14 protein-coding genes are annotated in these 12784 nt (G+C 59.9%); all 14 read right to left on the reverse strand.

The window, feature by feature from the left end:
• Positions 1-45: 45 nt before the first annotated feature.
• The 14 genes from fliT to pseB all read right to left on the reverse strand — a co-directional run bounded on the left by fliT (position 46) and on the right by pseB (position 12768).
• The gene (gene fliT / locus NN484_RS19125; RefSeq protein WP_215501664.1) at positions 46-342 is read right to left on the reverse strand and encodes a flagellar protein FliT; all 297 of its coding nucleotides are present in this window, start codon (positions 340-342) and stop codon (positions 46-48) included.
• Positions 343-353: 11 nt separating this feature from the next.
• Positions 354-749, reverse strand: coding sequence for a flagellar export chaperone FliS (fliS, locus tag NN484_RS19130; protein WP_215501663.1), 396 nt, complete (start codon positions 747-749; stop codon positions 354-356).
• A 129-nt stretch (positions 750-878) separates the two neighbouring features.
• On the reverse strand, positions 879-2321 hold the full coding sequence (gene fliD / locus NN484_RS19135; protein ID WP_215501662.1) for a flagellar filament capping protein FliD: 1443 nt from the start codon (positions 2319-2321) through the stop codon (positions 879-881).
• 84 nt (positions 2322-2405) lie between these two features.
• Positions 2406-2762 carry a flagellar protein FlaG gene (locus tag NN484_RS19140; RefSeq protein ID WP_215501661.1) on the reverse strand — a complete coding sequence of 119 codons (357 nt, stop codon included), beginning with the start codon at positions 2760-2762 and terminating at the stop codon, positions 2406-2408.
• Positions 2763-2835: 73 nt separating this feature from the next.
• Positions 2836-3687 carry a flagellin domain-containing protein gene (locus NN484_RS19145; protein ID WP_003222852.1) on the reverse strand — a complete coding sequence of 284 codons (852 nt, stop codon included), beginning with the start codon at positions 3685-3687 and terminating at the stop codon, positions 2836-2838.
• A 237-nt stretch (positions 3688-3924) separates the two neighbouring features.
• Positions 3925-4197: a hypothetical protein gene (locus tag NN484_RS19150; RefSeq protein WP_274657665.1), complete on the reverse strand. Its 273-nt coding sequence runs from the start codon at positions 4195-4197 to the stop codon at positions 3925-3927.
• Positions 4194-5483, reverse strand: a complete 1290-nt coding sequence (locus tag NN484_RS19155; protein ID WP_274657666.1) for a motility associated factor glycosyltransferase family protein — start codon at positions 5481-5483, stop codon at positions 4194-4196. Before NN484_RS19155 ends, NN484_RS19150 begins: the two co-directional genes overlap by 4 nt.
• Before the next feature lie 85 nt (positions 5484-5568).
• Entirely contained in the window at positions 5569-6495 is a 927-nt protein-coding gene (locus NN484_RS19160; protein WP_047599991.1) for a ketoacyl-ACP synthase III, read from the reverse strand.
• A gap of 226 nt (positions 6496-6721) precedes the next feature.
• Positions 6722-7774: a pseudaminic acid synthase gene (pseI, locus tag NN484_RS19165; protein ID WP_215501657.1), complete on the reverse strand. Its 1053-nt coding sequence runs from the start codon at positions 7772-7774 to the stop codon at positions 6722-6724.
• Complete coding sequence (pseG, locus tag NN484_RS19170; protein WP_274657667.1) at positions 7767-9272, reverse strand: UDP-2,4-diacetamido-2,4,6-trideoxy-beta-L-altropyranose hydrolase; 1506 nt, start codon at positions 9270-9272, stop codon at positions 7767-7769. Before pseG ends, pseI begins: the two co-directional genes overlap by 8 nt.
• Positions 9269-9964 carry a pseudaminic acid cytidylyltransferase gene (gene pseF, locus NN484_RS19175; RefSeq protein ID WP_274657668.1) on the reverse strand — a complete coding sequence of 232 codons (696 nt, stop codon included), beginning with the start codon at positions 9962-9964 and terminating at the stop codon, positions 9269-9271. The genes pseG and pseF overlap by 4 nt, the downstream gene beginning before the upstream one ends.
• Positions 9961-10581, reverse strand: coding sequence for a pseudaminic acid biosynthesis-associated methylase (locus NN484_RS19180; RefSeq protein WP_274657669.1), 621 nt, complete (start codon positions 10579-10581; stop codon positions 9961-9963). Before NN484_RS19180 ends, pseF begins: the two co-directional genes overlap by 4 nt.
• Positions 10582-10612: 31 nt before the next feature.
• The gene (gene pseC, locus NN484_RS19185) at positions 10613-11770 is read right to left on the reverse strand and encodes a UDP-4-amino-4,6-dideoxy-N-acetyl-beta-L-altrosamine transaminase (RefSeq protein ID WP_215501653.1); all 1158 of its coding nucleotides are present in this window, start codon (positions 11768-11770) and stop codon (positions 10613-10615) included.
• Positions 11767-12768: a UDP-N-acetylglucosamine 4,6-dehydratase (inverting) gene (pseB, locus tag NN484_RS19190; protein ID WP_215501652.1), complete on the reverse strand. Its 1002-nt coding sequence runs from the start codon at positions 12766-12768 to the stop codon at positions 11767-11769. Before pseB ends, pseC begins: the two co-directional genes overlap by 4 nt.
• Positions 12769-12784 lie beyond the last annotated feature (16 nt).

The raw sequence follows: 12784 nt of genomic DNA on the forward strand, positions 1-12784 counted from the left end.
ACAGTCAAATTTATGGCGCACATATCTGGATTAACTTCGGGTTAATTAACCAAACAGATGGTAAACCTTTGCCGCCTTTTGCGCTTGGGTGATCTGCGACATCTCGTTGGCTATCGCCTGCCGCTCACCCATGGCCGCCTCCAGCAATTGCTTGTAGACGTGCAGCAACTCCTCGAGGTTTTCGCGCAACGCAGCTTCGTCCAGCGAAGCCTCGGCCATGACGTCTTCCATGCAGGAACGGCAAGCCAGATCCAACTCGCCAATGGCTTCCCAATTGCGTTCGGCCAGCGCGCCGACCAACGCTTCACGGGTATCTGCGATTCGCTGCAATACAAGATTCATGGTGATCTCCTTTAAAACTGAGGACCCGGCGGAGCAATGCCGTCCCAGCCTTCCTTCACGGTGCGCAGCAGACCTGCCACTTCATCGAGAATCTTCGGGTCGCTGCTGATGTTGGCCTCAGCCAGACGCTTCATCATGTAGATGTACAACTGATCGAGTTCACCCACCGTATCGGCGCAGTTATCCAGATCCAGACCTTCGCGCAAGCCACTGATGATGCCGATAGCCTTGCTGATCGATGTGCACTTGCCCGGAATATCCTTGCGCGCGATGGCGCCTTTGGCCTGAGCGATGCGGTCCAGACCACCTTCCATCAACATTTGCACCAGACGGTGCGGGCTTGCTTCGGACGTTTGCGCGTGCGCACCCACTTTCTGGTACTGCCGAAGGGCTAACATTGGGTTCATGTTCTACCTCATTGCAACAATGACTCGTATAGCCAGTGTATCGCCAACGAATGACAAAACTTTAGATCTAAAGACAAAAACCCGGCGCACGCCGATAAAGCGTAGCCGGGTTTTTGTCGCTCTAGCCTGTTACTTCGCGGACTGCTGAGCGTTCAGCGAGCTGAAGAACGACGTAATGTTGCTCGCCGTGGCCTTCATTTGCCCGACCAGCAGGTCCATCGCGTTGTATTTGGCGGTCAGGGTAGCCGTCAGGTTGGTGACGTGCAGGTCCAGTGCAGCCTGTTGCTTCTGCACGTTCGAGGCCAGGTTCGTCAGGTTGGAACTGCGCTGATCGAGCAAGCCACCGGTCTTCACATAAGGATCGACCGCAGCGTTCATGCGCGCCAACAAGCCATTCTTGGCATCGGTACCGCTGAACATCTGTTGAACCTGACCCGCCATGCCTGGCGTCGCCAGACGCTGATTGAGCGTCGAGCTGTTGATCGTCAGCAAACCGGTCTGGCTGTCGGTCATGACACCCAGCTGCGACAACACGGCCAGTTGACCGCCAGCACCTGTGTCCGTCAGCTGTTCACGGATATCCGCCATCAGCGAACGCGGCAGCGAGTCACCGGTGAACGCCGCGGAAACCGTCAGCTTGCCATCGGCGTCCGGCGTGGCCTTGGACAGCGTGTCGATGGTTTTCTTCAGGGTGTTGTAGGAGTCGACGAACGTCTGCAGCGACGTCTGGATCCCTGTAGTGTTGGTCGCCACGGAGATGACCGATGCGGTTTGCGCGCCGTTCACAGTAGGGCTGGCGGCAGTCAGGTTCAGCGTCATGCCGCTGATTGCACCCGTCACCGTGTTGGTCTTGCTGGTAACAGGCAGCCCGTCGATGGTGAGCAACGCATCCATGGCCAATTCACCCACTGCACCGGCAGTACCCGCCGCAGGATTTGTGCCCATTTTCTGGGTGCCATCGATTTCCAGACCGGCAATGCCGCTGACCTTCAGGTCCATGCCCGCGCCGGTCTTGCTCGAACTGAGCACCAGACGTGAAGCGCCGGAGCTGTCTGTCACGATGTTGGCGGAAATACCGTTGCTTGCCTGCGCGGTGTTGATCGCATCGCGAGTGCTCTGCAACGTGGCATTGGCCGGGATCGTGACGTTGTAATCAGTGCCATTCTGACTGATTTTCAAAGTACCACTCGGAATGGCACTGGCGGCACCACCGGCAAATGCGGCACTGGCTACTTTCGAGCCGGTGGCCAGGTTCTTGACGACCACGTTGTAAGTACCCGGAACAGCGGTACTGTTGGAGGTCGCACCGATAACCGACGGCGAGTCCGAAGTGGCGGTATAGCCAGCAAATGCGGGGGACGTCGCATTGTTCAGGTCATTCATCGACTTCTGGAAGGCTGCCAGTGCGCTTTTCAACGAACCGACACCGGAAATCTTCAGCGAGTTGGTTTTCGTCTGATTATCGATTTGCGTCTGTTTCGGCGCCTTGTCGGCGTTGACCAGTGCCGTCACGATCGCACCGATATCCAGGCCGGAACCCAGTCCCGAACCCGGTAAAATTGGACTTGCCATGCTGAATCTCCCTTCAGGTTACTGCCAGACTTTTGACCTGTACCAGCTTCTGAAAAATCTTATAAACACTATTCATGCCAGCTATCAGACTTTGGCGTCGAACAATACGTGACTCGCATTGGCGAGGCTGTCTGCCAGCTTGAGAGCTTCTGCGGAAGGGATTTGTCGAACGACCTCACCCGTCTCGCTTGCAATCACCTTGACGATGACTTTTCCTGAATGCTCGTCGATCGAGAATTCCAGGTTGCGCTTGATCGACTGTACAAACTTCTCGATCTCCTGCACTGCCAGTTTCAACTTCGTATCATCCGAATCCTGATTTTTATCAGCAACCGGCGTATCGACACTGGAAACTTTAGGCGTCTCTGGCGGCTTTTCAGCAACTGGCGTTGCTGGCTTTGGAGCCGGATAAGACACGTTAAGCTTGACGCTCATGTCCATGCTCATCACCTCCTAACGTAAAAAAGCGAGAGAGCGCGACCAGCGCACTCCCCCGCCCTAACTCTTTCCGAAATTACTGAAGCAGCTTCAGTACAGCGGAAGGCAGTTGGTTGGCTTGAGCCAGAACGGAGGTCGAAGCCTGCTGCAGAGTTTGCTGCTTGGTCAGGTTAGCAGTTTCTGCGGCGAAGTCGGTGTCTTGTACACGACCCTGTGCTGCAGTGGTGTTTTCCACGATGTTCTGCAGGTTGGAGATGGTGCTGGTCAGACGGTTTTGCGAAGCACCCAGGCTCGAACGAGTGCTGTTGATCGCGGCAATTGCAGCGTCGATCGCGGTGATTGCGTTGTCGATGTTGGTAGCAGCGCCCGATACGCTTGCACCGGTCAGAACGACAGTACCGCTACCTACGGACAGGCTGACGGCGTCGAACTTGGAGCTCAGTACCAGGTCGATGTGGTTAGCCGAACCAGTGTTCGCGCCCACTTGCAGGGTCACAGTACCAGCCGAACCGTCCAGCAGGTTTTTGCCGTTCAGGTTGGTGGAAGCAGCGATACGGGTCAGTTCGTCCGACATCTGAGCGAATTCAGAGTTGGTTGCGGCCTGGTCGATGCTGCCGTTGGTACCGGTACGGGCTTTAACAGCCAGTTCACGCATACGCTGCAGAATGTCGGTCGAAGCTTGCAGAGCGCCTTCAGCGGTCTGAGCAACGGAGATACCGTCGTTGGCGTTCTGGATAGCCTGGTTGCCACCACGGATCTGGGAAGTCATGCGGGTAGCGATTTGCAGGCCGGCAGCGTCGTCTTTAGCGCTGTTGATTTTCAGGCCGGAAGACAGGCGCTGCATCGAAGTCGACAGGGCGTCGGAAGCGCGGTTCAGGTTCTTTTGAACGTTCAGCGACGTGGTGTTGGTGTTTACTGTTAAAGCCATGACGAATTCCTCGTTGGTTGGGTACTGCGGCTTCCGGCCCTGGCAACCGCCTGGAATGGCCTAGAGAACCTTCGTAATAGTTATCGTCGGGTTGGCAGGTTGCTTGAGGGCTTTTTGAAAAAAAAATGCCATCACCCTGCCACCCCAGAGAAAACAAGGGCTTAGCGCCCTCCCACTCACGAAAAAATGACGCCACAAAACCGACCTTCGCGCAAAGCCGCGGGCCAGTGCGGTCGGTCAATGTGCCAATCGTGCTTTTTGCAACAGTTCAACCAACTCGAACTCCATCCAGTCAGCCAACCCCAGCCAGTCCTGACGCTCCTGACAGTCGAGCATCTGCGTAAGCACCAAGGCCCAGTCCTGCGCGATGGTCATCGGCGCGGATATCAGCAACTGCTGCGCGCCCTCGAACACATCGACCATGTTCAGCGCCGCCTCGACATCGCGCCCCAGACGAAACAGCCCGGCGCACTGACGGCATTCGTCGACGCATTGCTCGATCACCGTCATTGCACAAACTCCTGATTGAACTGCGTCCCGGCAATCCGCGCGCCCGCGCGACTGCTGTTGAAGAACTGCACCTGCGGATGCAGGGCGATATAACGCTCCAACACACACAGGTAGCCACGGAAATTCAACTGCGTCCTGACCCGTTCACCAAACCCGTCACGGACCCAGTGCCGAGCCTGCTCGACGGGAGGCCCCAGATCGCCGTCATCCCATCCGGCATGAGTCCTGTTCATAGGGAAGGCAAAGTCGGCGCCGAAAAGGGTGATGCGTGTGGCGCCCATTTTCACGGCCAGGTCCACGGCGGGGTGAATCACGCTGCCGCCGGCATGCAGTTCGCCCCGAGGATGCTGCTGACGCAAGGTGGCGTAGATGGGACTGGCGGTGTACGCGCCATAGCGCTTGCCCTTCCAGGCTTTCAATACATCCGGAGCGCTCATGGGCAGGTACACCAGCGGGATGCCGTCGGACTCCTCGAAAGGCAAGTGTCGAAAGCCGATCAGCTTGTCGATCGTCACCACCAGATCGGGGATGATCCCGTGTTGGCGCAACGGCCGATAAGCGGTGTCGACGCAGATGAACAACGGCCGCTCGGCCTGCCCGCGCACTGCCGCCAGCCGTTCGAAATGTTCTTCCAGGCTCGGCCCGGTGCCGATCACGTAGATTTCGCGGCCGATGCAAGTACCAAACAGTTGCGCCACATCATCATCCGCCAGCAGCACCTCCAGGCTTTCCTGCAAGCGCTGTTGAATCGCCGGCAATTGCGGATCGAACTCGCGATTGTTGAAGCTCAGGTGGACTTCATTGACCAGCCGATCGCGAACCTTCGCATTGAAGTCATCGGCCAGCAGCATTTCGGCAGGGAGCGCAAAAAACGGCGTGAAGATATCGGCATGATCGCCGGCGTACATCAGCTCCACTCTAGGGTCGGCCAGCCATTGCCGCTGATCGAGCAATTGCAGCACCAACGCAAACAGGGCGCCGTTGAGGACATGCACGTACAACCGCTCAAGCCCGGCTCGCTCCAGCAACACCGACGGCAAATCCCCAAGGCCGGTGCCGTAGACGTGCAACCGAGGTTTTTCCGGCAGGCTGGCTGCCTGAACGCGGGCCTCATGAACCCGGTCGTGGCGACTGGTGAGTTGAATTCCGTCCACACTCAGCGTCGAACCCAGGCCTTGCACCAGCCTGGCTTGAATGGCCGAACTGTCTTCAGCCTCCAATCGTACAGACAGCGCCGGCCAGCGCTGCTGGATCACCTCGGCGTTGGCTTGGAAAAACTCGCTCATGCCGGCTCGCGCTCCTTTCAGGCAAAAAAATAGCGTTCAAGGGTAACCTTGAACGCTATTTTTGTATTCGCCGTTTTTGCTTCGATCAAGGACGATAGATGATCGCCGAGCCCCACGACAGACCGACACCAAAACCGCTCAGCGCAATGCGCTGCCAGTCGGAATCGAGTACGTGTTTTTCCAGCAGCAACGGAATGCTCGACGACACGGTGTTGCCGGTCTCGACCATGTCCTTGATGAACTTCTCCGGCTCGCCTTCGAAACGTCGCGCCACGGCATCGACGATCGCCGCACTGCCCTGGTGAATGCAGAAGGCGTCGATGTCGTCAGCCTTGAGGCCAGAATCGTCGAGCAGCTCATGCAAGTGCGCCGGGACTTTGAGCAGCGCGAAGTTGAACACCTGACGCCCGTTCATGAAGAACACGCCATCGGTAACTTTCAGGTGTGGAGCGCCAGAACCATCAGTGCCGAACTTGGCCTTGCCCAGCGCCCAGGACGGGTCTTCGCCCATCCAGGTAGCCGTGGCGGCATCGCCGAACAGCATGGTGGTGTTGCGGTCTTCCGGGTCGACGATTTTCGAATACGGGTCAGCGGTGATCAGCAGGCCGTTCTTCAGGCCGGCGGCTTCCATGAAGCCCTTGATCGCGTAGATGCCGTAGACGTAACCGGAACAGCCCAGGGAAATATCGAACGCAGCGACATGGGTCGGCAGACCGAGTTTGTCCTGGACGATCGCCGCGGTGTGCGGCAAACCTTCTTCGTCACCGTTCTGGGTGACGACGATCAGCGCGTCGATCGATTCACGTTTCAGTTCAGGGTTGCTGGCAAACAGCGCATTGGCCGCTTCCACGCACAGATCGGAGGTTTCCTGTTCAGCGTCTTTGCGCGGCAGGAAGGCCGAACCGATTTTACCGAGGATGAATTCTTCATCCTTCTCGAATTTTGCACCTTGTGCGTAATTGTCCACGCCGGCTACAGGAACGTAGCTCGCAATGCTTTTTATGCCAATCATTACGGCTTCCCAATAAAAAACAGCCCAAAACCACCGCTCGCAAGGATTCGAGGGGCGCCGACAAACAGAAAACGGCCGCCACAACGGGCAGCCACGGGGAGCGCAAAGGGCTATCACTGGAACCGATCAACGGCCAGGCGCCATCTCCCCGGTCAATACAATACAGTGAAGATGCGCGTTATGACTCGCAGGTCACGCTATTTTGCCGAATCGGGTGCAGATCGGGTTATTCGACCAACGACCAGTCCAGCGGCGTGCCGCGTTTGATCGCCTGGCGAGCGCGGCGACCGAGGACCGCGTCAGTGTGCTTGGGCGGCAGACCGAGACCTGGGCGAATGGCGCGCAGATTGGCTGCGGTGAAGGGCTCACCGGCGGCCATGTCGGCGGTGATGTACAGCGAGCGGCGATAGACCAGCGACTTGCGCTCGGCCTCCGTTACGCCGTAATGCACCTGGCCCATGGCCTGCCAGGCGCGTTCGGTTTCGACCACCAGACTGGCCAGTTCCGCAGGCTCCAGCGAGAAACTGGCATCCACGCCACCCGCCGAACGGTCGAGGGTGAAGTGCTTTTCCACCACCGTGGCCCCGAGTGCCACGGCGGCCACCGATACGCCAACCCCCATGGAGTGATCGGACAGCCCCACCTCGCAACCGAACAGTTCACGCAGGTGCGGGATCGTGCGCACATTGCTGTTGAGCGGCGTTGCCGGGTAAGTACTGGTGCATTTGAGCAATACCAGATCCTTGCACCCGGCCTCGCGGGCGGCGCGTACGGTTTCGTCGAGTTCAGCGATGCTGGCCATGCCGGTGGAAATGATCAGCGGTTTGCCGGTCGCCGCCACACGGCGGATCAGCGGCAGATCGGTGTTTTCGAAACTGGCGATCTTGTACGCCGGGACGTCGAGGCTTTCGAGAAAGTCCACCGCCGTGTCATCGAACGGCGTCGAGAACGCGAGCATGCCCAACGCTTTTGCCCGAGCGAAAATCGGCGCATGCCATTCCCATGGAGTGTGGGCCTTCTCGTACAAGTCGTACAGCGAAGTCCCGGCCCACAGGCTGTTCGGGTCCTTGATGAAAAACTCGCCTTCGGCCAGATCCAGGGTCATGGTCTGGGCGGTGTAGGTCTGCAATTTCAAGGCATGCGCCCCCGCCTTCGCGGCGGCCTCGACGATCTGCAGGGCCACCTCCAGCGACTGGTTATGGTTGCCGCTCATTTCGGCAATGATGAACGGTGGCGCCTCGGCACCGATCAGACGTTCGCCAATCTTGAAACTACTCATCGCGGTGATCCTTCAAAACCTGGGTGAACGCGCAGGCACTCTGGGTGAATCCGGCGTCACGAAACACATTCAAAGAGGGGCGATTGCCCGGCAGGACCTGCGCAGTAATGGCAGTCAATTGCGGCCAGTGAGTGCGCACGAACGCTTCACCTCGCGCCAGCAACGCCCTGCCCCAACCAAGACCGAACCGTCCTGCCAACAGATAGAGCGACACTTCGGCCTCAAAGCCGCGCAGGTCATAGCGCAAGACGCCCACCGGGCCGTCATCGGCCTCGGCGATCAACAGCAGGCGCTGCGGATGGCGCAGGCTCGCATTCAGCCAGTGCAGATGCTGCGGCCACTCGATCGCGCCGCTGTCCAGCGACCAGCGCCTTACGGCCTCGGCGTTGCGCCCCTCGAACAGCAATTGCGCATCGTCGAGTGTCGCCGGGCGCAGCTTGAGCACCGCACCGGCCAGCGCTGCCGCCACCCGCAACGCACCACGGCCATCCACCAGTTGCCGCGAACGTTTGGCCAGGCTTTGGCGCAGATAGACATTGTCGACGACAAAGCCGATAGCGTCGCGCAGTTGCTCGACGCTGACCTGTTCACGGGCGCCCAGGAACACATGCGCCCCGGCCGCGGCCATGACTTCGCCGTTGGCCTGCTGATTGTTCGATACCGCGATGCACAGGGTTGGCAGACCCAGGGCTGCACGCTCCCAACTGGTACCGCCACCGGCGCCGATGAACAGATCGGCGCCGGTCATGCGTTGCTGGAAATCGCTGACGAAACTGTGCAGGCGCCAGTGCGGCCGCGTCTCGGCCAAGGCTTGCATTTGCGTCCACGCCGGGTTGTCTGCACCGGCGACGAAATCCACTTCCAGCGCTGTGAAATCCTGCAGCGCGAGCATCGCGTGATGAGTCTGCATCGCCGCGTCGAAACCACCGAAATTCACCAGCACGCGGCGGGCCTTCGGTTTGATCTCGATGGCCGGGCACTCGAATTCTTCGCGCAGCATGGCGTAACGCGGGCCGAGCAAGGTGCGGCAGCCGTCAGGCAGCAACGGCGCGTAGTTTTCGCTGAGGCCGGAGAGGTTCTGATTGAGCAGCAGATCGACGTTGTAATGCCGAGTGCCAAGATCGTCGACCGCCGCAATCCGTGGCGCCCAACGCCGGGCGGCGGTTTGCCAGTGATGGTCAAGGCCGTAATGGTCGGCGATGATCCAGTCGAACCCGGCATGCCCCTCCAGCAACGACGCCAATGCGTCGATATCGGCCTGCCACGGCAGCATCGATTCAATGGCCTGCTGCGGGTCTTCGTCGGGGTAAAAGTCCGGTAACGCGAAGGTTTCGAACCCCTCATCGCTTAGCGCATCGAGCCGATGCCCCGGCAACAGTCGACAGGCAAACGCAACATGACTGCCCTGCTTGCGCAGCACCCGCGCCAAGGTCAGGCAACGGGCAATGTGGCCGCTGCCGATGGTCGGCGAGGCGTCAGCGCGGATCAACACTCTCATGACAGTTCTCCGCCAGCCTTCAGTGCGGCGTAAAGGTATTCGGCGCGCTTCCAGTCTTCAAGCGTATCAATGTCCTGCACCAGATGCCGCGGCAGAATCACCGGCAGGCTGGCCGGTGAATACAGCACCTCACCGCGCAGCCAGGCTTCGCTGCGGCCCCAGTAGAACTGCCCGGCGTCCTGAAAAGCTTCGGGCAAGTCCTGCGAACGGGTGTTGCGAAATTCGGGGTACAACGCGGTGAGCGCGCCCTGCCCGTCCAGCGTCAGCGCGCGCTGCACCGGAAAACCGAAGCTGCACACGGAGAATGCAAAGGCTTTGTCCGGGTGCTGCGCCAGCAGCTCAAAGCCTTCTCGCAGGAATCGCGCCTGCAACAATGGCGCCGTGGCGTACACGCAGCAGGCGTAATCGAAGGCCGGCAGCTGTTGCAAGGCGTGCACGATCACCGCTGCTGTGCCGGTGAAATCATCCGCCAGTTCAGCCGGGCGCAGGAACGGCACTTGTGCACCATGGGCCAGCGCCAGCTCGGCAATCTCGGCGTCGTCGGTGCTGACCACAACCTGGTCGAACAGGCCGCAATCCTGCGCCGTGCGGATCGAGCGGACAATCATCGGCACGCCGTCGAACGGCAACAGATTCTTGCGCGGGATGCGCTTGCTGCCGCCACGGGCCGGGATGATCGCAACACTGTTCAAGGACGTTTTTCCAGCAGGAACCAGGTGATGTCGTCTACCGGGAATTGCGGGTCACGGTGATAACCAAAGCCGTAATCGAGCAAGTGCAGATCGGGATAACGATCGAGCATTTCCCCGGCGAAATCGCGCTTGAACAGCTTGCCGCTGGTGCCGCGATAAGACACCTCGACGGGCGTCGGGTTGTAATACTCGGCGATCAGGATGTAGCGCTGGCTCAACGCGTACAACTGCGCATAGGCGGTCGCCAGCAGCGTGGGCGCCAGATGGATCAGTACGCCTTTGCTCACCGTCAGGTCATAACCGCGATCACGAGGAAAATCGAACAGTGAGCCATGCCAGATCTGCGCTATGCCCAACGCCTTTGCCTGAGCACAGGCGAGCTGATTGATCTCGACGCCGAACAGTTCGCAGTGCGGCAACAACTGACGCAACGCTTGCAGATTGTTGCCGGCATTGGTCCCCAGCTCCAGCAGGCTGTCGATCCGGCTGGCGCGGGTCAATGCTTTGGCGAACAACGCCAGATTGCCCGCCACCAGTGGTTGACCGACGTTGCGCTCAACGTAGCGGTTGCCGAAATCGCCCTGCCAGAATTGTTCCTGTTCGCTCAAATCACGCATCGCAGATTCCCACCCACCGCCGCAGCGGTCTCTATTCGGTCAATCGCCGCAATTGCTCGACCACATGATCCTGCTGCTCATCGCTGAGCAACGGGAACAGCGGCAGACTGATCGCTTGAGCGTAATAACGCTCGGCTTCGGGGAAGTCGCCTTCGGCAAAACCCAAGTCACGATAGTACGGCTGCAAATGCACGGGAATATAGTGCAGGTTCACGCCGATGCCGGCTGCCCGCAAGCCTTCGAACACCTGACGGTGGGTCAGGCCGATACGCTCGGTCTGCAGGCGCACCACGTACAGATGCCACGCCGACTCCGCCTCTGGCTGCGCGCTGGGCAAGGTCAGCGGCAGGTACGCCAGCAAGTGATCGTAGCGCGCCGCCAGCTCGCGACGGCGGGCGATGAAGTCATCCAGCCTGCCCAGTTGCGACAGGCCCAGCGCTGCCTGCAAATCGGTGATCCGGTAATTGAAGCCCAGCTCGATCTGCTGGTAATACCACGGGCCGTGGCTGGGCTCGGTCATCTGTTGCGGGTCACGGGTCATGCCGTGGCTGCGCAGGCGTTGCAAGCGCTCGGCCAGCTGCGGACGATTGGTCAGCACCATGCCGCCTTCGCCACTGGTGATGATCTTCACCGGGTGAAAACTGAACACGGTCATCGCCGCAAATTCACCGCAACCCACCGGGCGCCCGGCGTAGCTCGCGCCCACCGCGTGCGAGGCATCTTCGATCACGGTGAAGTTGTAGCGCTCGGCCAGTTCGGCAATCTTGCGCATGTCGCAGCTCTGCCCGGAGAACGCCACCGCCACCAGCACTTTCGGCAACGTACCGTCCTGTTCGGCCTGATCGAGTTTCGCGGCGAGGGCGAAGGCATCGAGGTTCCAGGTCAGCGGATCGATGTCGACGAAGTCCACCTCGGCGCCGCAATAGCGCCCGCAGTTGGCCGAGGCCAGAAAGGTGTTTGGCGTAGTCCACAAACGATCGCCCGGGCCAAGGCCGGCCGCAAGGCAGGCAATGTGCAGCGCCGCCGTGGCGTTGCACACCGCGACCGCGAAGTCGGCCTGACAACGTTCGGCCATCGCCTGTTCGAAGCGCTCGATGCTCGGCCCCTGGGTCAGCCAGTCCGATTGCAGGACTTCGACCACCGCATCGATGTCCGCCTGATCGACGCTCTGCCGACCGTAGGGAATCATACCGAGAGTTTCGCGTGCAGGTCGGCGATCTGCCCGACCGAGAGGAAGTGCGGATTGGTGTCGGAGCGGTACTCGAAGTCCTCACCCACCGGCCGGCCGCATTCGCCAAGCTTGTCGACGGCAAAATCGACATCGACGCTGGTGAAACGGATCGACGGCTGAATGGTGTAGTGGTCTTCGAACTCCAGCGTCATCCGCGCATCGTCCAGCGGCACCATCAATTCATGGAGTTTTTCCCCGGGACGGATACCGACGTTCTTGTGCGGCAATTGCTCGGCCATGCCCCGCGCCAGATCGACGATACGGATCGACGGGATCTTCGGCACGAACACTTCGCCGCCGTGCATCCGCGCGAAGCTGTCGAGGACAAACTGCACGCCGTGATCGAGGGTGATCCAGAAACGGGTCATGCGCTCGTCGGTGATCGGCAGCTCCGTCGCGCCATCGGCAATCAACTTGCTGAAGAACGGCACCACCGACCCACGGGAACCGGCCACATTGCCGTAGCGCACCACGGCAAAACGGGTCTGCTGTTCGCCGGCGATGTTGTTGGCGGCGACGAACAATTTGTCCGAGAGCAACTTGGTTGCGCCGTACAGATTGATCGGGCTCGCCGCCTTGTCGGTGGACAGCGCGACGACTTTCTTCACGCCGTTGTCGATGGCGGCGGCGATGATGTTCTCCGCGCCATTGACGTTGGTGCGAATGCATTCGGTCGGGTTGTACTCCGCCGCCGGCACCTGCTTGAGCGCCGCCGCGTGCACCACGTAATCGATGCCGCGCATGGCCTGACGCAGACGATCGGCATCGCGCACGTCGCCGAGGAAGTAACGCATGCACGGCGCGTTGAACGTCTGCTGCATTTCGTACTGTTTGAGTTCATCGCGGGAGAACACCACCACGCGCTTGGGCTGGTATTGCTCAAGCAGACGGGCGATGAATTTGCGCCCGAACGAGCCGGTGCCGCCGGAGATGAAGATCGATTTACCGTTGAACATGTGCTGATTCCTGTCG

Origin of the sequence: Pseudomonas serboccidentalis (assembly GCF_028830055.1) — a bacterium.
GTDB classification, from domain to species: Bacteria; Pseudomonadota; Gammaproteobacteria; order Pseudomonadales; family Pseudomonadaceae; genus Aquipseudomonas; species Aquipseudomonas serboccidentalis.